The organism is Streptomyces sp. NPDC050732, assembly GCF_040654255.1.
GTDB lineage: Bacteria > Actinomycetota > Actinomycetes > Streptomycetales > Streptomycetaceae > Streptomyces.
Genome location: NZ_JBFAHP010000003.1, coordinates 1 through 20,734 on the forward strand (window position 1 = coordinate 1; position 20,734 = coordinate 20,734).

A 20,734-nucleotide genomic window follows, 5' to 3' on the forward strand; every position below is an offset into this window, starting at 1 on the left:
GCATCCGCTGGGAACGACGCGACGACATCCACGAAGCCTTCCTCGGCCTCGCCGCCTGCCTCATCACCCACCGCCACGTCCAACGCCTTTGTTAGGGCCTCTAAGGCCGGTGGTCGTCGCAGAGCCATTCAGCGGGATAGAAGCGAGCGGGTGCCCCGCATGGTCGTAACCCAGCCCCGCACTCGCCCCGGTACACCACCAGCAGCGCCTGCTCAACCAACGGCAGACACCCGGGACGGCCACCACCGGGCCCGTTCCCACCCCGCTCCCGCACCACGTTCACCAGCAGGTCGACCCACAAGCCCGTGAATCTAACCACCCGCCTGGCTCAACTCGCAACACCTGGCCCATACGCCGGAAATACCCACCAGCGCTCCTTCTGCGGCACCCTTTGGCTGGAGGCAGGCCCGCGAGCCGCGATTCGACGGGGGGCTCCTGGCGGAAAATGGCGTGCCGTCAGGACCCGCGTCTGATCCCGTCGCCCTGGACAGCAGACTTTGCTGTAAGCCGCTGCGTCGTAGCTATGCGGAAATCAGGGTCAAATAGGGATGTTGTCACATGCCCGTGCTCGGGTGCCCGGTGAAGGTGTGGCAGGGGTACGCGCGTTCGCGGGGGAGCCGTGGCGGGCGGCAGCGCGCGTCGATGCGTAGTTGTGCTCTCCTGTGCGCAAGAGGTGACCTCCGACGAGTCGTCCGGCCAGTGTTGTGTCGGCTAGCCGTCGGGGCGGCGTCGTGGTGAAGGGCAGGCTACTGAGGCGTCATGGGGGCACAATGCTGGGTAGCACCCGCGCGCAGCAAGTGGTCGGCATCGGCACGTCAGGTCAAAAACAGGAAGACCGCGATGGCGGAGAGCACGCTGAGAGAACTGGTCAGGGACTTGCAGCCGGGAGGGCCGGGACCCTCCAACCGGTGGTGCGGACGCCTGGCCGCGTTGCTGGCGGTGGACGGTGCCACGGTCACCTTCTGGCTGGACGGCCCGGAGCTGCTGTGGTCGAGCGCCGAGGCCGGTGCCCGTCTGGACGATGTGCAGTACACGCTGGGCCAGGGGCCGACCCTGGACGCCGCGCGCGACGGCAGTCTGCTGCTGCCCGACTTGGAGCGCGCCCCCGCGACGCGCTGGCCCGCCTTCATCGCGGAGGCTCTGGCGCAGGGAGTGCGGGCCGTCTTTGCTCTGCCGCTGTCCCTGGGGGCGGCGCGGGCCGGTGCTCTGGTCTGCCACAGGTCCGGTGCGGGTTCGCTGTCGCAGCGGGCGCTCGATGACGCGCTGACGGTGAGTGATGCCCTGGCGGTGTTCTTGCTCATCGGCGCCCAAACGGGTCCCGCCGGGCCCGGCCAGGGTGTCGAGACGATGGACCTCCACCGTGCCGAGGTCCACCAGGCCGCCGGCATGCTCACCTCCCAGCTCGGCCTTCCCCCCCAGCCACCCCCTGCTCCTATTGCGCGCCCACACCTTCAGCCACAACATGTCCCTGCTCCTAGCCGCCCGTGACGTCCTCGCCGACCGCCTGCACCTGCACGGCGACCCCGGGTCTGGTCGGCCGTAACCGTGTTCCTTGGTCGCAGCACAGAACACCGGTAGTCCCACACTCAGGGGGAGGTTGGGTAGCCGTTGTCATGCGCGACCGGTCAGCGGTGCAGTGAGGGGTTTGTCCTTTCGGCTGTCGGTTGGCGCTCCGCTCGCAAGGTAGGGCTATCCCTACCTTGAGGTTACGAGTGGGCCATGTAGGCGAGCGGTCTCGTTCTGGCGAGGCTGGGGGCATGGACCTCGTGAGTGATTCAGTGGCGGCTGCGGTCGAGCTGGAAGATGTGTCGAAGACGTATCCCGGTGGTGGCGGGACGCCTGCCCTGCGGGGAGTGGGTGCATGGCTGGCGGCGGGGACGTTTTCGGCGGTGATGGGTCCTTCCGGGTCCGGTAAGTCGACGCTGTTGAACTGCGCGGCGGGGCTTGAGCGGCCCAGCGAGGGGCGTGTGCAGTTGGCTGGAGAAGACATCAGTGCGCTGCGTGAGCCGGCGTTGACGCGGGTGCGCCGTCGCCGGACGGGTTTCGTGTTCCAGTCGTTCAACTTGGTCCCGGCGTTGTCGGTGTGGCAGAACGTGCTGCTGCCGCAGCGCCTGGCCGGAGTGCGGCCGGACCGGCGTTGGGCGGACGAAGTACTGGCACGTGTGGGGCTGTCCGGGCGTAAGCATGCTCGGCCTGATCAGCTCTCGGGGGGTCAGCAGCAGCGGGTTGCGGTCGCGCGGGCACTGGCCGGACGCCCGCAGGTGCTGTTCGCCGACGAGCCGACCGGCGCGCTGGATCTGGCTGCCGGGCATGAGGTGTTGGCGCTGCTGCGGCAGGCGGTGGATGAGCTGGGTCAGACGGTGGTGATGGTTACGCATGACCCGGCGGCCGCCGCTTGGGCGGACCAGGTCCTCTTTCTCACCGACGGCCAGGTCCATTCCTCCCTCCAAGACGTTTCTGCCGTGCGGATCGCCGCGGTGATGACGGAGCTGAGTGCCCGATGATTCGTCTCGCTCTCGCCACTGTGCGCCATCGCTGGTGGTCTTTCGCCGGGACCTTCGCCGGCACGGCCCTTGCGGTGGCGTTGGTCGCCGCCTGCGGCACGCTGTTGTTCTCCGCACTGTCCTCCCCGGCGGGATCCGACCGGTACACAGCCGCTGATGCCGTGGTGAGCGCCCAGCGTCAGGTGTCCGTGCGGGACGGGGACAACACCAAGAGCCGCCCGTTGTCAGGTGCGCCGGCGCTCCCCGACGGCCTGGCCGGCCGCCTGGCCGCTGTGCCCGGAGTGGCGCAGGTGACGAAGGATGTGTCGTTCCACGCTCAGCCGCTCACGGCCGGCGGGAGGCCGGTGGGGGGCGGTTCGGGCACGGCGCCGGTGATGGGGCATCCCTGGTCGTCCGCGGCTCTGACTCCTTTCCGGCTGGTCGAGGGTCATGCGCCCGGTGGTGGTGAGGTGGTGCTCGACGCGGGTCTGGCCCGCCGTACCGGTGTGCAGCCCGGGGACCGGGTGCGAATGGCCCTGTCACAACAGGTGTCCTCTTTCCGCCTCGGCGGCGTCGTCGCTTCCCCCGGTAGTCCGCAGCTCTCCTCACAGGGCGCGGTGTTCTTCTCCCCTGCGGATGCGGGGCGCCTGGCCCAGCCGGGCGATGCGACCGCGCTCGCCCTGCGCTTCGCTCCTGCGGCCGACACCGAAGAAGTGCTGGACAGGGTGCGGTCGGCCGCCGGACCGGACGTACGTGTGCTCACCGGCGGGGAGCGGGTGCGGGCCGACGCGCCGACCGTGCTGGTCAGTTATACGGGCGCGGTCGGGGTGTTCGGTTCGATGGCCGGTATCACCGTTTTCGCCGCCCTGTTCGTCATTGCCGGGACCATCGCCTTCGCCGCCCGTCAGCGCCTTCGGGAGCTGGCCTTGCTCCGTACCCTGGGCGCCACACCACGCCAGGTGCGAAGGCTGCTGGGCCTGGAAGCGTGGGCGGTGGGCGTGGCTGCCGCCGTGGTGGGGGCTCCGCTCGGACGGTGGCTGGCGAGCTGGATGGCCGACCGGTTCGTGGCCACCGGTGCCGTCCCCGCCTCTCTCCAGGTAGACGGTGGTGTGTTGCCGCTGCTGATCGCGGCCGGGACCGGGGTGGGGGTGGCGCGGCTGGCAGCGTACTTCGCCGGTAGGCGGTCGGCCCGGATTGCTCCGGCGGAGGCGATGCGGGAGTCGGCCACGGCTCCGGCGGGCGGCGGCATCTGGCGCGTGGTGACCGGGATGGTGCTGGTCGCGGGCGCGGCGGCGGTGCTGATGTTCACACCGATGCGTGGCGGAATCGGCGTGGGGATGGGCTTCATCGGGTGCTCACTGTTGATCTGTGCCGCTGCCGCCCTGGGACCGTGGCTGGTGCGGACGGTGGCTGCCGCCCTGGGAGGTCTCCTCCCGGGAGCGACCGGCCGTCTGGCTGCCGCCAACACCAGGCGCTTTCCCGTGCGGGCGGCGGGGGCGGCGATGCCGCTGGCCCTGTTGTTCGCTCTCAACGCCACCATGCTGCTGAACTCCACCCTGCTCAGCGACCTCACCGACCAAGCCGCCCATGCCCGGCTCGCACCCGCCCGCCAGACCCTGACCGCTGCGGGCGGCCCCGGTCTCCCGCTGGGCACCTACCAGAAGGCGGTCAAGACGCCGGGAGTACGGGACGTTGATGCGACCGTGCCGACCGAGGTCGTGGTCCGCAAGGGCGGCAAGCCGCAGCACTATCCCGCCCAGGGCCTGTACCGCACCGGAGACGGTGTACTGGATCTGGAGATCACCGGCGGTTCCCTGGACGGGCTCGCCGACGGTGTGGCGGTCAGTACGGACCTCGCCGGAGCACAGCACTGGCAGGTGGGACAGAGGGCAGGGCTGTGGCTGCCGGACGGTACTCACGTCTCCCGGCCGGTGGTGGCCTTGTACGCCCGTTCCGCCGGGTTCGGCGACATGCTGCTGCCCGGCCCGCTGGCCTCCGCACACACTGCCAGGCCCCTGCTGTCCGCCGTCCACCTCGGCCAGAACCCTGGCACGGCAGCTGTCACGAAGCTGCGGGCACACTTCCCGAACTTGTCCGCAAACAGCAGCACGGCGGACAGCCGTCAGGACGCCGAAACCGCCTCCCAGCAGGGAGCGCTGCGCCTGCTCACCGGTATCTCCATCGTCTTCACCGCCGTCGCCGTCCTCAACACCTTCGCCATGGCCGCCCTCGGCCGCCGCAGTGAGTACGCCGCTCTGCGACTTCTGGGCGCCACGGCCCGACAGATAAGGGGAATGGCCGCGCGCGAAGCGGTACTGACGGTCACCGTCGGCCTCGTCGTCGGTGCGGGGATCGCCGCAGTGGTCGTGGGCACATTCAGCAACGCCCAGGACGGTCAGTGGCGCATGATCGTCGACCCCCTCTGGTACACAGGACTGCTGGCCGGTACCGGCCTTCTCGGTCTGGCCGCCGCCGCCCTGCCCACCCGCTTGGCCCTGCGCACCGCGTCGGCAGGTGGCGGACGGAGCGAGCAGTGAAGCCGACACGCCAGGCGGCGGCCGCCCCCCGTGCCACTGCTGCGCAACCGGAGGTTCGTAGAGTGCGGGACATGGTCCAGCGCACCGTCCGGTCTCTGCAGTACCTGCTGCTGGGCCTGGCCGCGGGCATCGGAGCGCTGGTGACCGTCGTGGCCGGGGTCACCGGCTGCGCGGTCCTGGCCGTCACCCACCTGGGCGCCCCCGCCTTCCTGGCTACCACCTCCGCGATGCGCCGGCTCGCCGGACTCGAACGGCGCCGCGCCGCCCTCATCCTGCCCACCCGGATTCCCACTCCCTACCCTGCTGCCGAAGCGAGCGTCGCCTCCGGCCGGGCCCGGAAACGAGCTGCCCATCCCGCCACCTGGCGCGACATGGCCTGGCTGACGATCCTCTTCCCGCTGACCGTCCTCTGCGCCGTCATCGCCGTGGTCGCCCTCGCCGTGGACCTGGCGGCCCTCACCTCACCGGCCTGGGCCTGGGCGCTGCCTGTAGAGCGCCGAGGCGATCCGGGGTTCATGACGGTGGCCTCACCGGGGGGACAGGCCGTGACGGCGCTGGCCGGGCTGGTCCTGCTGCCCGGCGTCGCGTGGGTCGTACGCGCCCTGGCCACCGGCCAGGCCCACCTGGCCGCCGAATTGCTCGCGCCCGGCCGCACCCAGCAACTGACCGAACGCACCGACCACCTGACCCGCACCCGCAGCCGCGCCATCGACGCCCAAGCCGCCGAACTGCGCCGTATCGAACGTGACCTTCACGACGGAGCCCAGGCCCGCATCGTCGCGCTCGGCATGACCCTGGCCCTGGCGGAGCGACGCCTCAAAACCCTTGGCCCCGCCGCCGACCAGGCCCGCGCCGACCTGGCCGCGGCCCGCGCCGACGTGAACACCGCCCTGGACGAACTACGCCACCTCGTACGCGGCATCCACCCCCCGATCCTCACCGACCGCGGCCTGGACGGCGCCCTGACCGCCCTCCTCGCCGACCACCCCCTGCCCATCACCTCCGACATCCGCCTGCCCCACCGTCTGGCACCGCCACTGGAGGCCGCCGCCTACTTCCTGATCGCCGAAGCCCTCACCAACATCACCAAACACGCCCACGCCACCACCGTCACCGTCACCGTCCACATCCGCTCCGACGGCACCCTGACCGTCACCGTCACCGACGACGGACACGGCGGAGCCGACCCGAACGGCTCCGGCGTGACCGGACTGCGCCGCCGCATCGAAGCCCTCGACGGCACCCTCACCCTGACCAGTTCCACGGGCGGCCCCACCACCGTCCACGCGGAGATCCCATGCGCCTTGTAATCGCCGAAGACCTGCTCCTGTTGCGCGAAGGACTCATCCGCCTGCTCACTGCCACCGGCCACGAGGTCCTGGCCGCTGTCGACTCCGGCCCCGACCTGATCGCCGCCATGGACGCCCACCGCCCCGACCTCGCCCTCATCGACGTGCGCCTCCCGCCCGGCTTCCGCGACGAAGGACTGCGCGCCGCGATCGAAGTCCGCGCCCGACACACCCCCGCTCCGCCGGTGATCATCCTGTCGCAGTACGTCGAGCGCACCTACGCCGCCGAACTCCTGGCCGACGGCCAGGGCGGCGTCGGCTACCTCCTCAAAGACCGCGTCACCGACATCGACGCGTTCCTCGACGCCCTCGAACGCGTCGCCGCCGGCGGAACCGCCCTCGACCCCGACGTCGTCGCACAGATCTTCGCCCGCAACAGTCGGCACACCGGCCTCGCCCGTCTGACCCCCCGCGAACACGAAGTCCTCGCCCTGATGGCCCAGGGCCTGTCCAACTCCGCCATCGCCGAACGTCTCGTCCTCGCGCCGGTCTCCGTCGAAAAGCACATCTCCAACCTGCTCGCCAAACTCGACCTCCCCCTCACCAACGACACCCACCGGCGCGTCCAGGCCGTCCTCACCTACCTCAACGCCTGATCCGTCTGACACGCGACTGCCGCGACAAGTGACTCGCGATCTTCGCTCATGCCGCCTCCCTCGACGAGATCGACACGGGAATCCCGCCAGCACCCCTGAGACCAGGGGTTTCACGCCTATCCCGAAGCCGCCTCGTCCAACGGGCGAAGCACCCCCTCAACGACAAGTTCGCGTGAGAGCCACGCCGACAACGGCTTGGCCCTTACCCGGCCCCTGGCTGCCGCTACACCGCGGTCCACTCCAGCCCGAGACCGGCTTCAGGGTGTGGACTCGGCGTCCTCGGCATTGGCGCTCTCCGAGGAAAGGAAGGGGAGGTGCAGGGCCCGCAGTTGTTCCCGATGACGCATCATGTTGAATGCGTCGCGATCCTTGAGCCCGCCGAGAAGGGCCGCTGACCTGCGGTTTCGCCTGGTGTGCATTATGGACGTTGTGTGCGTTACGGGCGATATCTTGACGCATAGCAGACCTTCTCCGGTCTCCCAGTTCCACTCGGCCGTCATGGCCACTCTTCCTCCAGCGCTGACGGTCCCTACGCGCATGGGTGGTGTCACCCGCTGGTGCGGGTGTCATCTGTCGCCAACTACCGGGCTCGGTCACCTCGGGAGCGGCGCCGGCGCAGGGCCGACACGGCATCGCTGATCGGCTCCGTGGAGCGCAGCCACCATCTCTCCAGTTTGTTGCGCACCCCGGTGACGATCTTCCGGCGCTTGAACCATGGCGGAAGCTCACGGAACGGAACGAACGTCAGCGTGTCCCTGATGGCGTGCTCGGCGAAACCGCCCGGGCCCTCCGCCCGCAGGGCCTCGTAGAGTTCGGGGGTCAGCCGGCCGTGGAGTCGGGCAGCGGTCCCGGCCGCGGTGAAGGCGAATCCCCGCTGGTTCGGGTCGCTCAGCCGCATCGCCCTGATGATGCGCGGCGAGGCTTCCCCGAGGGTGCAGTGGAAGGCCAGGCCGATCACGGCGGAGCCCGGCGAGCCCTCGCCGCGCTCGTACGCCGCGTCCCACGCGGCGAGGTCGTCGAAACGGAGGGGGCTCTCCTCGCCCGGCCGGTCCCAGTCCGTCGCCATCGCCGTACCCCTGGCGTCAGGGGCGCCGCACCCGGCGGAGGGCCGCGCGCGCGTCCTCGGCCGCGTAGGTGATGTTCAGGCGCCAGGTCTTCAGCTTGTCCGCTACCTTCGATGCGACCGTGCGCCACTTGAACCACAGGGGTAGTTCGCGGAACGGCACGTAGTCGAGGGTGTCGTCGACGGCGGTTTCGGCGAGGCCGCGGTGGCCCTCCGCCCGCAGGGCGGCGTACAGCTCGGGGGTGAGGGTGCCGTTCAGCCGGGCCGCGGTGCCGGCTGCGGTGTACGCGAAGCCGCGCTGGCCGCGGTCCGGCAGCCGCATCGCCTTGATGATGCGCGGCGAGGCCGCGGCCAGCGGGCAGTTGCGGGCCAGGCCGATGGCCGCCGTACCCAGACCGTTCTCACCGCGCTCGTACGCCGCGTCCCAGTCCGCGGGGTCGTCGACTCCCAGCAGACCTTCTCCGGTCTCCCAGTTCCACTCGGCCGCCATGGCCACTCTTCCTTCCCGCACCCGTCAGCCGTCGCACGCGGGCGGCGGAAGCACCTTCTGCTTCTTCTTGTTGTTGATCATCTTGGCCCGTACCAGCTTGGTCAGGTCGTTCTCGCCGACGCTCTTCGACGGGTAGGACGCCTGCACGTGGCCATGGTAGATCTCCTTCACGATCTTGCCGTTCTTGTCGGTGCGGTACTCGTGCCGGTCCAGGACCACGATCTCGTTGTTCACGTGGTCCACGCCGATGCGCCGGAACTTATCCGGGTTGTCCCCGTCGCCCAACGGAATCGACCGGTCCAGCGCCGCCTGTCCGTTCGCGGGTGCTCGCCCGATCTCGCCCTTGGCCGACGAGCTGCTGCCCGAGCCGTGCTTGTCGTAGGTCGAGTCGTCGTAGATGCGGGTCGGCTCGTCGCCCTCCAGGCCGAGCGGGTCGCTCCAGCGCAGCGGGTTGTCGACGTACGCGTGGTGGTTGGGGGCGGGGAGCAGGCCGAGCGGGTCGGGGGTGAGGTAGCTCGCCGTGTCCGGGTCGTAGTAGCGGGAGAGGTTGTAGTGCAGGCCCGTCTCCGGGTCGCGGTACTGGCCGGGGAAGGCCAGCGGGCACAGGCCGTCGTCGTCCCAGTCGTCCCGGTCGTCCCCGCCCAGCCGCCTTCCCCACAGGGTGGTGGCGGACCGCCAGGCGATCTCGCCGTCCTCCCCGACCAGTTCGCTCGGCGTGCCGACGAGATCGGTGACGATCGCGTAGAACCGCCTGTCGACCTCGTCCGGGTCGGCCGTACGCCACCGGCTGCGCACCTGGGCCGCCGCGCGGTGCGTACCCGGCTCCCAGTCCCAGGTGTCGGTCTCCACCACGCCATCCCGCGTCGACTGCCGCTCGGCGAGGTTGGCGCCGTCCCAGGTGAAGAGGGTCTCCTCGGCGACCGAACCGTCGTCGGCCAGGCGCATCTTGGCCGTTCGGCGGCCGAGTGCGTCGTAGCGGTAGGCCCACACTCCGCGGTCCGGCGTCTCGGCCCGCGCGAGCCGGTCATCGGCGTCCCAGGCGTACGTCCAGATCCGGCGGAGGCCGGACAGCGTCCGCCGGATCACCCGTACCAGGCGCCCCTGCGCGTCGTGCTCGTACGTCGAACGGCCCGCGGCGGTGACCCGTGTCCCGGAGTGATGTGCCGGACCCTGCGCATCCTGGCCGGCGGGGGCCGGGTGCTCGGCGGCCGTGAGGTTGCCGAGGTCGTCGTAGGCGTAGGTCTCGGTCCAGGTGGCGGCCGACACCCGGGTGACGCGGCCGGCCGGGTCGAGAGCGAAGGTCCGGGCGCCGGACAGCCGGTCCTTCACCCCGGTCAGGTGACCGTCCGCCCGGTAGGCGTACGAGCGGGACTGCCGCACGGCCTGCCCCTCGCCGCTGATGCCCGCCCTGCCCGCCCCACCCGCTCTGACGACCTGCTCGACGAGGCGGTGCCCCGCGTCCCAGCACTGCGTCAGGGTCGCCGCAGCGCCAAGGCCACGGGTGGTCTCCCGCCCCGCGGCGTCATGGGCGAAGGTCAGTTCCCCCGCCGCGGTGACCAGCGAGGCCGGCAGGCTCGCGGAGTCGTACGACCAGTGTGAGGTGGCGCCGGACGGCGTGGTGCGCCGCACGCGCCTGCCCAGCGCGTCGTAGGCGCTGGTCACGGTCCGGCCGTCGACGGTCTCGGCGACGATCCGACCGGCCAGGTCGTAGGCGTAGGCGACGCTGCTGAGCGGGCTCGTGGCTTCGAGGAGCCGTCCGGCCGGGTCGTAGCGGAACGAGGTGAGTGTGCCGTCGTCGGTCCGCGCGGTCACCACCCGGCCCGCGGCGTCCCGGGTCACCCGTACCGTCTGACCGGTGCCGTTGGACCGCTCGACCTGCTGACCCGTCGGGTCGCAGTGGTAGGTGAGGGTGCGGCCGTCGAAGTCGGTCTCGCCGATCAGCGTGCCCGCCGCGTCGTAGCGGTAGCTCCACTCGTCGCCGCGCGGGTTGCGCACGCTTGTGAGTTGTAGCTCGGTGTCGTGCGCGAAACGGTAGCGGGTGCCGTCCGGGTCGGTCCTCGCGCTGGGCAGGCCGAAGGCTCCGTACTCGAAGGTGGTGGTGGCCCCGGCGGCGTCGCGGTACTCCGTGACGTTGCCCTCCGCATCGTACGTCCACGACTCCCGGCCGCCGTCGGCGCGTTCCCGCCACAGCAGTGACCCTTCGGTGTTCCAGCCCTGGCGGATGGTCCCGCCGACCGCGTCGTGGATCTCCACCACGCGTCCGAACGCGTCCCTGCGGATGGTGACGACGCTGCCGCGCGGATCCGTGACCCGCACCGGAAGGCCGGCCCCGTCGTACTCGTACCGGATGGTGTTGCCGAGTGCGTCCGTCTCGGTGATCCGGAACCCGTGCTCGTCATAGCCGTACGACGTCACCGCGCCCAGCGGGTCGGTGCTCGTGAGCAGATTGCCCCGCTCGTCGTACGAGCCCTCCCAGCGCGCGCCGTCGGCCTCGGTGATCGCGGCCGGAAGGACACCGTCCACGTACTCCAGGGTGACGCTCGTGCCGTCCGGGCGGTCCATGCGCAGCGGCTGGCCGTACGTGTCGAGGGTGAAGCGGGTCGTGCGGTCCAGCTCGTCGGTACGGGACAGCAGACCGCCGCGGGCGTCGTACTCGGTGTGCACGGTGAAGCCGAGCGGATCGACGACACGGGTGAGGTGGAGCCGCTCGTCGTAGTGGTACTCCGTGGTGTGGCCGAGCGAGTCGGTGTAACGGGTGACGCGGAGGTCGGAGTCGTAGGCGATGACGCAGTCGAGGGCGGAGTCGGCGCCCTCGCCGCGCACGCAGCGGTCCTCCTCGTCGTAGGTGAAGCGGAACCACTGGTCGGTGCGGTCGGTCCAGGAGGTCACGCGTGCGTGCTGGTCGTAGCCGAGCTGGTAGGGCAGTGGGGAGGAGTCGCGGATCTCGCTCAGGTTGCCGTCGGTGTCGTAGCCGTACCGCAGGAGGGTCGTGCCGTCGGGTCCGGCCTCCGGATCGCGCAGGCGCAGACCTGTCACCCGGCCGCCCTCGGTGTCGACGTCGATGTGGTATCCGCCGGAGTGGCGCACGGCCACGGGGGTGCCGTCGGAGGCCCGGTCGAAGTCGATGCGCTGACCGTTGGTGTCGGTCACCGCGGCGAGCGGCATGGTGAACGCCTCGTCGGCCGCCGGGGGGCGGTGGGTCGGCGCGAAGTGGCGGGTGTGGCCGGTGTCGGGGTCGGTGATGCGGATGGGCGCACCCGGTGCGCCGTCCCAGTCCAGCGGCCAGCGCGGTCCTGCCACGGGCAGGACGGACGAGCCGGGTGAGGGCACGGGGTAGAGGAGGATCATGCCGTCCTCGGCCGCGAAGAGGGCTCCCTCGTGGTCGAGTTCGAGGCGCTCGTCCAGCGTGGAGGCCCAGGAGCGGCCGAAGCAGCGGCCCGAGAAGTAGCTCGACAGGTGGGTGCGGCGCAGCACCAGCGGAAGCAGGCCCGGCAGTTCGACGTCGGTCTTCGTCATGATCATCTCGCCGGAGACCATGTCGATGGGGTCGCCGTTCCTGCAGCGGCTCTTGACGGGCTTACTGGTCCCCACGTCGTCCGCGCCCCGCCGCAGGCCGTTCTTGAGGCCCTTGCCCATCCCCTTTAGGCCCTTCATCCCCTTGGCGAGCTTGGCGGCGGTGGTGATGCCCTTGGCGCCTGGAATGCAGTCCATGGCCGCGAAGGCCACGTCCATGAGGGTGGCTTGGCCTTTTGCGTATTTGCTCAAGGTGTCGGCGAGGACGATGGCGCCCGCGACGATGACGATGGCGGCGAGGATGGGCCCGCCGATGATGATCGCGATGATGCCGACGACGGCGACGACGACCTTGCAGACGGCGACGATGGTGTCCCAGTTGTCGGAGACCCAGTCGCCGACCTCCTCCCACCACTTGCGGTTCGGGATACCCGCGTCGGAGGCCTCGTCGATCTTCTTCTTCGCCGTGCCGGCGGCTTCCTCGCGCATCTTGCGCGCGTCGGCGGCCATCTTCTTCGCCGCTTCCAGCGCGCTCTTGGCGGCGTCGACGTCGCCCTGGGCGGACTTCTGGGCCTTCTCGGCGGAGTGGGCGTTGCGGGTGGCGGCGCGGACCTTGTCCTCGTCGGGCTTGGGGACGTCCTTGCCGCCGCCGGGCTTGTCCTTGTACTTGTCGGCTTCCTTGCCCGCCTTCTCCACCCAGGAGTCGGCGGAGGAGAGACGGGACTTGGCGCTGCTCAGGTCGGCCTGGGCCTCGCGGCCCTTGACCAGCGCCTTGTCGGCCAGGGTCTGCGCGCGCTCCAGTTCCGGCCAGTACGCGGACAGCGCGTCGCCCGCCATCTCGTAGGACTTACGGAGCTTCTTCAGCTTACTGGGGGCGTCCTCGAACTTCTCCGTGAACGCGTCGGCGGTCTTGCCCACCCACTTCAAGATGGCCTCGTCGCCGGCCATCCCCTTGATGTCACGGAGGACCCTGCCCACGTCGTCGGCGAAGTCGTGCAGGTTCTTCGCGAGACCGCGGACTCGCTGCGGATCACCCGGCGTCGGATCCTTGTCCAGATCAAGGACATGCCAATCCCGAGGTCGGTCCCCCGCCATACTGCAACCCCTGTCACGCGCACTCGTCAACTGCTCCGACACGTGAACGTACAAGGTCATGGCGCTTGTCGGGTATTCGACAGTGTCACGACTGGACGACGTAGGTCGTGGCTGGAAGACGAAGGTCACGGCTCCGTGACGGTGCGGGGGGTGTGGTCGGGGGCGTGTGGTCGGAGGCGTGTGCTCGGCGCGAGCGATGCGTGGGCGGTGGAGCTCAAGCTGGACCGCGTCCCCCGCCAACTTCGTACGGAACTACTGCGGCAACAACTGATCCCGCGGGCGACGTTCAAGAAGATGCCACGTCGGGGAGCACGGGAATGCTCAGCGAGTTCACCCCGCTGTCCACTTCCCGGCACCACTCCCCGACGAGGGACAGGATGCGCAGCATCGCGGGATTGTCTCCGAGAACCTTCCGCATACACGCTGCGCACGTCGCCCCGGTGAGCCTGCCTCAGCAACCGGGGTGGTCAGCACCGTCCCCACCCCCTGAAAGGCGCTAACAGAGCCGTTGGACGTGGCGGTGCGTGATCAGACAGACGGCGAGTCCGAGGAATGCTTCGTGGATGTCGTCGCGTCTTTCCCAGCGAATGCGCCGGCGGCGGAACCCGTGGAGCCAGGCGATGGTGCGCTCGACGACGTAGCGGAAGACGCCCAGGCCGGTGCCGTGCGGTTCGCCCCGTCTTGCGTTCGGCTAGGGCCCCGGCACGCTCTTCGATCTTGAGCTGGCCTCCTGACCACGGACTGCTCCGGCCGGCCCGCGAGGGTAGGCGGCACCCTGCTCGATGTCGCCTCCACCAGCGACCGGCAGTCCAAGTCGCACTACACGGCCACCGCCGCGTACACCAACTGGATACAGTCCGCCGCCCCCAACGGCTGACGACAGACAGCGGGTAAGCCTGCGCCGCCGCCTTGGCTCGGCACTGCGTCGTCGTCACGGGCCATCAACCAACCAGTTGACACGGTTGGCATGTTCGCGACACTCGTCTTGGTCTCCTCTTTCGGTCCCCCAAGGGTCCGAGAGCCCCCACGTGTGAGAGGACAGTGATGGTGCACTTTTTACGGTTGGGTATAGCCGGTGCCGCGGCAGGGATGCTCTTGACCGCGGTCCCGGCGGCACACGCCGTGTCCGCGGCCGAGCCCACCATGCCGAAGCACGTGGCCGCGCAGGTCACGCTCCGCTACGACGCCAGCCGAGCGGCAGGCTGGGAGCAGGCGATCTCTGCCGGGGTCGCCTCATGGAACGGCAACGTCGGCAATGTCAAGCTGGTCAAAGCCGCCCCTGGTAGCCGAGCGGAGATCCAGATCGTGGCCACCACCGGCTGGCCGCAGGCCACACTCGGACCGGTCCGGCCGGGCGGCCGGGCACGGGTCGAACTCGGCAGCCAGGCGGTCTCCCAGGGCTACGACAAGACCCGCATCGTCGCCCACGAACTCGGCCACAACCTGGGCCTGCCGGACACCAAGCCCGGCCCCTGTTCGCAGCTGATGTCGGGCTCCAGCGCCGGTACGAGCTGCCGTAACGCGGTGCCCGACGCGGCCGAGCGCTCGCGAGTCGAGAACGCGTACGCGGGCGGCGCCGCGGCACACACCCGGACCGGCGGCCGCGTGCTGGTGGACGCGCCCTAGTCGGCAAGGGCCACCCCGACGTGACGATGCCTGAACCCAGCTATATAGCGGTCAGGCATCGTCACCCGCGCGTGTGCGGCGGTAAGCGATCATGTCTCCGTCGACAGCTTGAAGCGGCGACAAGGCGGCCGGACCGACCTGCCGCGATGGCCCCCACCCCTGAGCGGCATGGCGCGCCACCACAGAGCACGCGGGACACTGCGGGTGCTCGATGGTGGCGCGGCTCGGCCGAGCGTCCGGTGAGGGCGGTGCCCGTTGTGGAACTGCTCGAACTCACGTAGCGCGTGTAGCAGATGGTGCTGGTTCCAGCTCAAGGTCCCGACGCCGTCGGATGCGCGGTGGCCCCGAGGCCGGCCTCCGGCAGGCCCACGGCTTCTCCCTCAACGTCTCCAACTACCTGACCACGGCCGAGAACACCGAACCCCTCGGCCCGCCGCATCGGCACCCACCCAACTGGGCGGAGGCGCCGAGATGCTCCTGTGGATCAAGGCCCCGGGCGAGTCCGACGGCAACTGCGGCGTCGGAACCGGCTCCTCGGCCGGGCAGTTCCTCCCCGTAGTCGCCTACAAGATGATCTGCGGCTACTGATCCGGGGACCCTTGTCCGAGGATGAGCATCGCCTCGGCGATCTCACCGGCCGCCGCCCCGGGGATCGCGGTGGCGGCCTCCTCGAGGACGAGCAGCCGCGCCCCGGGGATCTCGCGCGCGATCGCCTCGCCGTTGCCGACGGGGAAGAACGGGTCGCGGCGGCCGTGGACGACGAGCGTCGGGATGTCGATCCCGGGCAGGCGCTCGCGCCAGCGGGGGGTGCAGTCGAGCCGGGAGAACACGACGCCCAGCTGGTTGGCCGTCTGGACCGGCGGCGTGGTGTCGGGCGTGCGGTCCCAGACGCGCGCGGCGATCTCGCGCGCGGCAACGGGGTCGTCGCCCCGGATCTCCGCGCCGGCGGCGGCGAACTCCGCGACCGCCTCGCGGTCGGTCCAGTCGGGCTGCGGGCGGGCGAACAGCCGGCTCATCGTCGCCCGGTCATGGTCGGGCAGGTCGGCGTCGGGCGGGCCGGGGGCCACCGCGCGGGTGCCGACCAGCGTGAGCGCCGAGAACACGGCCGGATGGTCGAGCACGGCCACCTGCGCGACCATCCCCCCGACGCCGATCCCCGCGAGGTGCGCGGGCCGCCCGCCGAGCGCGCCGGCGAGGGCCGCCGCGTCGGCGGCGAGGTCGCGCAGGGTGTAGGCGGGTGCCTGCGGGTTTGCGCCGGTCGACTCCCCGCTGTCGCGCAGGTCGTAGCGCACCACGCGGCGCCCGCCGGCGGCGAGGCGCTCGCACAGCGCGTCGGGCCAGGAAAGCATCGTCGTCCCGCCCGCGAGCAGGACGAGGGGTGCGTCGTCGTCACCGAACGACTCGATGCCGATGGCGACCCCATTGGCGTGGACCGTGGTCACAGTGGTCATCGGATCTCCGGGAGTACGTCGTCGTAGGACGGCCACGTCGCGCGGTCGAGGTCGGGCGCGGCAGCCACCGCAAGGATTCGCGTCATGCCCGGGCAGACCCGATCCACTGCCCGAACTCATCGCCCATGCGCTGATCGCCCTCGTGCTCACCGGCCCGGCGGAGGCCGGTGGTGGCGACCTCAGGCGGAGATTCGGGCGAATGGGTAGAATTCTGGCATGGGGAAGCGGCCTGTGGCGCCGACTGCGCCCGAACTCTTGCTGGAGACCGACACCGGCTCCACGGTGATGAGTCCGAGCCGGGACTATCACGTGGGCCGTGACCCGCTGAGCGACATCGTCATCGACGACGCCCGCGTCTCGTGGCATCACGCCGTCCTCCACGCCCAGCTCGATCACTGGACCATCGAGGACGAGCACAGCACCAACGGAACGTACGCCGACGGGCGGCGCGTCGAAGAGGGGGAGATCGGACCGGGTAGCGTCATCCGCTTCGGCAGCGTCACCGACGGCCCGCGCGCGGTGGTCGTCGGCCGCACTCCGCCCGAACCCCGCGCTCCCGAACGCCCCTCCTCCGTCAGCACGCCCTCGGCCACCGGCACCTTCCGGCAGCCGACGACCGTGCGTCCGCTGCCCACCCGCACCGTCCGCATCGGCCGCGCCGACGACAACGACGTGGTCATCGACGACCTGGTCGTCTCCCGCAGGCATGCCGAACTGAGGGTCCTCCCGGACGGTACGTACGAGATCGTCGACCTCGGCAGCCACAACGGCACCTACCTCAACGGCCAGCCGGTGGACCGCGCCCCTCTGGCGCCGGGGGACATCGTCGGCGTCGGCCACCGCGCGTACTGCCTCGTCGGCGACCAGCTGCAGGAGTACGTCGACACGGGCGAGGTGTCTCTCGACGTCCAGGGCCTGACGGTCACCGTCGACCGGGGCCGCAAGACACTCCTCGACCAGGTCTCGTTCCCCGTCGGCGAGAAGTGCCTGCTGGCCGTTGTCGGGCCCAGCGGCGCGGGGAAGTCCACCCTGCTCAACGCCCTCACCGGGCTGCGCCCCGCGGACGGCGGCACCGTCCTCTACGACGGCCGCGACCTCTACCGCGACTACGCGGAGCTGCGCCAGCGCATCGGCCTCGTACCGCAGGACGACATCCTGCACGCCCAGCTGACCGTGCGCCGCGCCCTCGGCTATGCCGCCGAGCTCCGCTTCCCCCAGGACACCGAGCGGGCGGAACGCCGGGCCAGAGTCGACGAGGTCATCCGCGAACTGGGTCTGGAACAGCGCGCCGACCAGCCCATCCACAGCCTCTCCGGCGGCCAGCGCAAACGCGTGAGCGTCGCACTCGAACTGCTCACCAAGCCCTCGCTGCTTTTCCTCGACGAGCCCACGTCCGGGCTCGACCCCGGCATGGACCGCTCGGTGATGCACATGCTGCGCGGCCTCGCCGACGACGGCCGCACGGTCATCGTCGTCACGCACAGCGTGCTCAGCCTCGACGTGTGCGACCGGCTCCTCGTCCTCGCCGCGGGCGGGAAGATCGCCTATTACGGGCCGCCGCGGGACGCGCTGCCGTTCTTCGGCTTCCCGCAGTGGCCGGAGGCGTTCGAGGCCTTCGAAGGCGACCGTGACCGGGACTGGGCACGGGACTACCACCTCTCGCCGCTGCACCAGCGCTACATCGTCAACTCCTCCGCGCAGCCGTTCCCGAGGCCCCTCCCGCAGGACGGCACGGCCACGCCCTGCTCCTTCGCGCCGCCTCAGAAGCCGCAGAGCTGGGGATCCCAACTGCGCACGCTGGTGCGGCGGTACGCGGCCGCGCTCGGCTCGGACCGCACGTTCCTCGTCATCATGATCGCCCTGCCGTTCGTGATGGGCGCCATGGCCCGCGCGCTGGCCGGAAGCCGGCTCACGCAGGAGACGGCGATGAACGCGCTGCTCATCCTCTGCGTCGGCGGAGTCCTGACCGGTGCCGCCAACGCGGTGCGCGAACTGGTCAAGGAACGCGTCATCTACCGGCGGGAACGGGCGGTGGGGCTCTCCAGATCGGCGTATCTGATGTCCAAGGTCGTCGTCCTCGGCACGGTCACGGTGCTCCAGGCCGTAGTGCTGACCCTCGTCGCTCTCCTCGGCGTCGACCTCAACGCGCCCGGCGGCGACGGGGTGTTGCTGCCACCGCTGGTGGAAGTCACCCTCGCGGTGGCCCTGCTGGCGTTCACCGCCATGATGCTGGGCCTCCTCGTATCGGCGCTGGTGCGCAAGGAAGAGGTGACGATGCCGCTGCTCGTGTTCCTCGCCATCGTCCAGGTGGTCTTCTGCGGCGCACTCCTCAAGCTGAACGGCGTGCCCGGCGTCGAACAACTGGCGTGGCTGGTGCCCTCGCGCTGGGCGCTGGGCGCCATGGCGGGCACCATCGGCCTCGGCAGGATCGTCCCGGGCGAACTGACCACCGACCCGCTGTTCCGGCACTCCGCGGGTGTCTGGCTGCTCAACATGGGGATGCTGGTGGTCCTGTCGGCCGTCTTCGGATACGTGGTCGCCAGGCTGCTGCGCCGCCATGAACCCGCCGTGATGCGGAAGTAGGAGCGCCGGCGATGACCCCCGCGGACTTCCGCCCCACCCATGTGGTTCCCCAGGACGGACTGCCCGCCTGGGAGGCACCCGACGTGGAGCGTCCGACGACCCCCCTCGACGCGCTGCTGCCCGTGCAGCTGGTCGACCGGCTCGGCGACTGGGGCCGGATCGTGTGTGCCAACGGCTGGTCGGCATGGGTCGACGGCCGGCTCCTGCTCGCCGTGCCGCGCGATCCACCGGGCGCGAGCGGCCCCCTGACCCGCACGGCGGACCCGCGTCCGCTGTTGACCAGGGCCGAGGACGCCCTCGGCCGCTACCGGAGTGCGGCGGAGGAACTGGCGGGCGGCGGCGACGGGGAGTCCTTCCGGCGCGGGACGCACGGGCTGCGGGTGGGCGTGGTCGTGGAGGGCGAATCGGTGTGGCTCTACGACGCCGACCACGAGCGGTGGGTGTACTGCGACGGAACGAGGCTCAGTACGTACGCGGCGACGGAAGGGCCCGCCACCGAGGGGCACGGCGATGACCACGAGGCCGCCGAACCCCAACGGGCAGCCGCCGCCGACCCCGGCGCTTCCCCTCCGCCTGACGGGGAACCGACCCGCCTCGTCCCCGCCGCGCAGGAACCGACCGACGGAACCAACCGTTCGACCGCCGGGATGGGGCCGGGGGAGACGCAGGTGGTAAGCGAGGTGGCAGGGCCTGAGCCGACGCGGGTGGTGGGCGAGGCGGTAGGGCCTGAGCCGACGCGGGTGGTGAGCGAGGCGGTAGGGCCGGGGGAGACTCAGGTGGTCGATGAACTGCACACGCCGCACGGCGGACACCCCGCTCCATTTCTCCCGCCCGAGGGGGACGAACCCCATCAGCCGCTCCGGTCCGGTGACGCCTGATGGCGGCCGCGCCGGGCGAGGGCGGCCCGAGGCCGCACTCCGGGCGGCCCTCCGAGCTGATCGGGCAGCGGATCGCGGACTACCGGGTCGAGGGCGAGATCGGCCGCGGCGGCATGGCCGTGGTCTACCGCGCCAGGGACCTGCGCCTCGACCGGACCGTCGCCCTCAAGCTGCTCGCCCCCGAACTCGCCCGCAACGACACCTTCCGGCGGCGCTTCACGCACGAGTCACGCGTCGCGGCCGCGATCGAACACCCACACATCGTGCCCGTCTTTGAGGCCGGCGAGACAGAGGGGGTGCTCTACATCGCCATGCGGTACGTTCCCGGGAGCGATCTGCGCCACCTGCTCGACCGCGGCGGCCCGCTCTCCGTCACGGCCGCGCTCCGCATCGCCACCCAGATCGCGTCCGCGCTCGACGCGGCGCACGACCACGGCCTGGTCCACCGGGACGTCAAGCCCGGCAACATTCTCATCGCCAAGGGCACGGACAGCGACCACCCCGAGCACGCCTACCTCACGGACTTCGGCCTTACGAAGAAGTCCTTGTCGCTGACCGGATTCACGACCGTGGGCCAGTTCGTCGGGACCCTCGACTACGTGGCGCCGGAGCAGATATCGGGCCGCCCGGTGGACGGCCGATGCGATGTCTACAGCCTCGCCTGCGTCGTGTACGAGACCATGGCGGGCGGGCCGCCGTTCCAGCGCGACGACGACATCGCCCTCCTCTGGGCCCATCAGTACGACCGGCCGCCCCGCCTGACGGAGAAGCGGCCGGGTGTTGCCCCCGGCCTCGACGGGATCCTCGCGAAGGCGCTGGCCAAGAGCCCGGAGGACCGGTACGGGTCGTGCCTGGAACTCGCCGCCGCGATGCGGGCCGCGGCCATGGGCAGCAGTACGGACGGCCACCCCCCGACGCGGGTGGACCGCCGCGTCGAGCAAGTCCCGGACCATCCGGACGCGCCCCCCGACCCACCCCGCTGGGCCCAGCCGGTCTTCCGGCGGCTGACCGAATAGAGCGGCCGGTCTAGAGCGGCCGGTCTCCCGACGGCCGACCGCGCAGCCCGCGCC

Annotated in this window: 13 protein-coding genes and 5 pseudogenes; 11 read left to right on the plus strand and 7 right to left on the minus strand. The window is 70.8% G+C overall.

Annotation, left to right across the window (positions count from 1 at the left end; genetic code table 11):
* Positions 1–95, plus strand: a pseudogene (locus tag AB0H82_RS03510) (IS5/IS1182 family transposase); the annotation flags it as partial.
* Between the two features lie 101 nt (positions 96–196).
* Here AB0H82_RS03510 and AB0H82_RS03515 read toward each other — a convergent pair.
* Positions 197–351, minus strand: a pseudogene (locus tag AB0H82_RS03515) (IS5/IS1182 family transposase); the annotation flags it as partial.
* Positions 352–840: 489 nt separating this feature from the next.
* Here AB0H82_RS03515 and AB0H82_RS03520 point away from each other — a divergent pair.
* The 5 genes from AB0H82_RS03520 (at position 841) to AB0H82_RS03540 (ending at position 6,965) form a co-directional block, all read left to right on the plus strand.
* Complete coding sequence (locus tag AB0H82_RS03520) at positions 841–1,488, plus strand: hypothetical protein (protein ID WP_362988330.1); 648 nt, start codon at positions 841–843, stop codon at positions 1,486–1,488.
* A gap of 269 nt (positions 1,489–1,757) precedes the next feature.
* The gene (locus AB0H82_RS03525; RefSeq protein WP_362988332.1) at positions 1,758–2,504 is read left to right on the plus strand and encodes an ABC transporter ATP-binding protein; all 747 of its coding nucleotides are present in this window, start codon (positions 1,758–1,760) and stop codon (positions 2,502–2,504) included.
* Complete coding sequence (locus AB0H82_RS03530; RefSeq protein ID WP_362988334.1) at positions 2,501–5,020, plus strand: FtsX-like permease family protein; 2,520 nt, start codon at positions 2,501–2,503, stop codon at positions 5,018–5,020. The genes AB0H82_RS03525 and AB0H82_RS03530 overlap by 4 nt, the downstream gene beginning before the upstream one ends.
* Before the next feature lie 71 nt (positions 5,021–5,091).
* Complete coding sequence (locus tag AB0H82_RS03535) at positions 5,092–6,330, plus strand: sensor domain-containing protein (protein ID WP_362988336.1); 1,239 nt, start codon at positions 5,092–5,094, stop codon at positions 6,328–6,330.
* On the plus strand, positions 6,318–6,965 hold the full coding sequence (locus AB0H82_RS03540) for a response regulator transcription factor (protein ID WP_362988338.1): 648 nt from the start codon (positions 6,318–6,320) through the stop codon (positions 6,963–6,965). The genes AB0H82_RS03535 and AB0H82_RS03540 overlap by 13 nt, the downstream gene beginning before the upstream one ends.
* A gap of 580 nt (positions 6,966–7,545) precedes the next feature.
* On the opposite strand, the gene AB0H82_RS03545 is transcribed toward AB0H82_RS03540, so the two are convergent.
* From AB0H82_RS03545 to AB0H82_RS03560, 4 genes and pseudogenes are all read right to left on the minus strand, one after another.
* Entirely contained in the window at positions 7,546–8,031 is a 486-nt protein-coding gene (locus AB0H82_RS03545; protein WP_362988340.1) for a hypothetical protein, read from the minus strand.
* Positions 8,032–8,047: 16 nt separating this feature from the next.
* The gene (locus AB0H82_RS03550; RefSeq protein WP_362988342.1) at positions 8,048–8,518 is read right to left on the minus strand and encodes a hypothetical protein; all 471 of its coding nucleotides are present in this window, start codon (positions 8,516–8,518) and stop codon (positions 8,048–8,050) included.
* Positions 8,519–8,542: 24 nt separating this feature from the next.
* Positions 8,543–13,126: a DUF6531 domain-containing protein gene (locus AB0H82_RS03555; RefSeq protein WP_362988344.1), complete on the minus strand. Its 4,584-nt coding sequence runs from the start codon at positions 13,124–13,126 to the stop codon at positions 8,543–8,545.
* Positions 13,127–13,622: 496 nt separating this feature from the next.
* Positions 13,623–13,811, minus strand: a pseudogene (locus tag AB0H82_RS03560) (transposase); the annotation flags it as partial.
* A 359-nt stretch (positions 13,812–14,170) separates the two neighbouring features.
* On the opposite strand from AB0H82_RS03560, the gene AB0H82_RS03565 reads away from it, so the two are divergent.
* Entirely contained in the window at positions 14,171–14,752 is a 582-nt protein-coding gene (locus AB0H82_RS03565; protein ID WP_362988345.1) for a snapalysin family zinc-dependent metalloprotease, read from the plus strand.
* A gap of 215 nt (positions 14,753–14,967) precedes the next feature.
* Here the strand turns inward: AB0H82_RS03565 and AB0H82_RS03570 are convergent.
* Positions 14,968–15,069 (minus strand): annotated as a pseudogene (locus AB0H82_RS03570) (integrase); the annotation flags it as partial.
* A gap of 29 nt (positions 15,070–15,098) precedes the next feature.
* On the opposite strand from AB0H82_RS03570, the pseudogene AB0H82_RS03575 reads away from it, so the two are divergent.
* Positions 15,099–15,340, plus strand: a pseudogene (locus tag AB0H82_RS03575) (endoglucanase); the annotation flags it as partial.
* On the opposite strand, the gene AB0H82_RS03580 reads toward AB0H82_RS03575, so the two are convergent.
* Positions 15,334–16,194 carry an alpha/beta hydrolase gene (locus tag AB0H82_RS03580; RefSeq protein WP_362988814.1) on the minus strand — a complete coding sequence of 287 codons (861 nt, stop codon included), beginning with the start codon at positions 16,192–16,194 and terminating at the stop codon, positions 15,334–15,336. The pseudogene AB0H82_RS03575 and the gene AB0H82_RS03580 overlap by 7 nt on opposite strands.
* A gap of 225 nt (positions 16,195–16,419) precedes the next feature.
* Between AB0H82_RS03580 and AB0H82_RS03585 the strand changes: the two genes are divergently transcribed.
* The 3 genes from AB0H82_RS03585 to AB0H82_RS03595 are packed head-to-tail and all read left to right on the plus strand — an operon-like array spanning position 16,420 to position 20,680.
* The gene (locus AB0H82_RS03585) at positions 16,420–18,786 is read left to right on the plus strand and encodes an FHA domain-containing protein (protein WP_362988347.1); all 2,367 of its coding nucleotides are present in this window, start codon (positions 16,420–16,422) and stop codon (positions 18,784–18,786) included.
* 11 nt (positions 18,787–18,797) lie between these two features.
* Complete coding sequence (locus AB0H82_RS03590) at positions 18,798–19,664, plus strand: hypothetical protein (protein WP_362988349.1); 867 nt, start codon at positions 18,798–18,800, stop codon at positions 19,662–19,664.
* Positions 19,664–20,680 (plus strand): serine/threonine-protein kinase, encoded by a 1,017-nt coding sequence (locus tag AB0H82_RS03595; protein ID WP_362988351.1) that lies wholly within the window; start codon positions 19,664–19,666, stop codon positions 20,678–20,680. The genes AB0H82_RS03590 and AB0H82_RS03595 overlap by 1 nt, the downstream gene beginning before the upstream one ends.
* The last annotated feature ends 54 nt before the right edge of the window (positions 20,681–20,734 follow it).

Coding starts and splice junctions, on each gene's coding strand:
- AB0H82_RS03520 (WP_362988330.1), top strand. CDS start 841: ATGGCGGAGAGCACGCTGAGAGAACTGGTCAGGGACTTGCAGCCGGGA.
- AB0H82_RS03525 (WP_362988332.1), top strand. CDS start 1,758: ATGGACCTCGTGAGTGATTCAGTGGCGGCTGCGGTCGAGCTGGAAGAT.
- AB0H82_RS03530 (WP_362988334.1), top strand. CDS start 2,501: ATGATTCGTCTCGCTCTCGCCACTGTGCGCCATCGCTGGTGGTCTTTC.
- AB0H82_RS03535 (WP_362988336.1), top strand. CDS start 5,092: ATGGTCCAGCGCACCGTCCGGTCTCTGCAGTACCTGCTGCTGGGCCTG.
- AB0H82_RS03540 (WP_362988338.1), top strand. CDS start 6,318: ATGCGCCTTGTAATCGCCGAAGACCTGCTCCTGTTGCGCGAAGGACTC.
- AB0H82_RS03545 (WP_362988340.1), bottom strand. CDS start 8,031: ATGGCGACGGACTGGGACCGGCCGGGCGAGGAGAGCCCCCTCCGTTTC.
- AB0H82_RS03550 (WP_362988342.1), bottom strand. CDS start 8,518: ATGGCGGCCGAGTGGAACTGGGAGACCGGAGAAGGTCTGCTGGGAGTC.
- AB0H82_RS03555 (WP_362988344.1), bottom strand. CDS start 13,126: ATGGCGGGGGACCGACCTCGGGATTGGCATGTCCTTGATCTGGACAAG.
- AB0H82_RS03565 (WP_362988345.1), top strand. CDS start 14,171: ATGGTGCACTTTTTACGGTTGGGTATAGCCGGTGCCGCGGCAGGGATG.
- AB0H82_RS03585 (WP_362988347.1), top strand. CDS start 16,420: ATGGGGAAGCGGCCTGTGGCGCCGACTGCGCCCGAACTCTTGCTGGAG.
- AB0H82_RS03590 (WP_362988349.1), top strand. CDS start 18,798: ATGACCCCCGCGGACTTCCGCCCCACCCATGTGGTTCCCCAGGACGGA.
- AB0H82_RS03595 (WP_362988351.1), top strand. CDS start 19,664: ATGGCGGCCGCGCCGGGCGAGGGCGGCCCGAGGCCGCACTCCGGGCGG.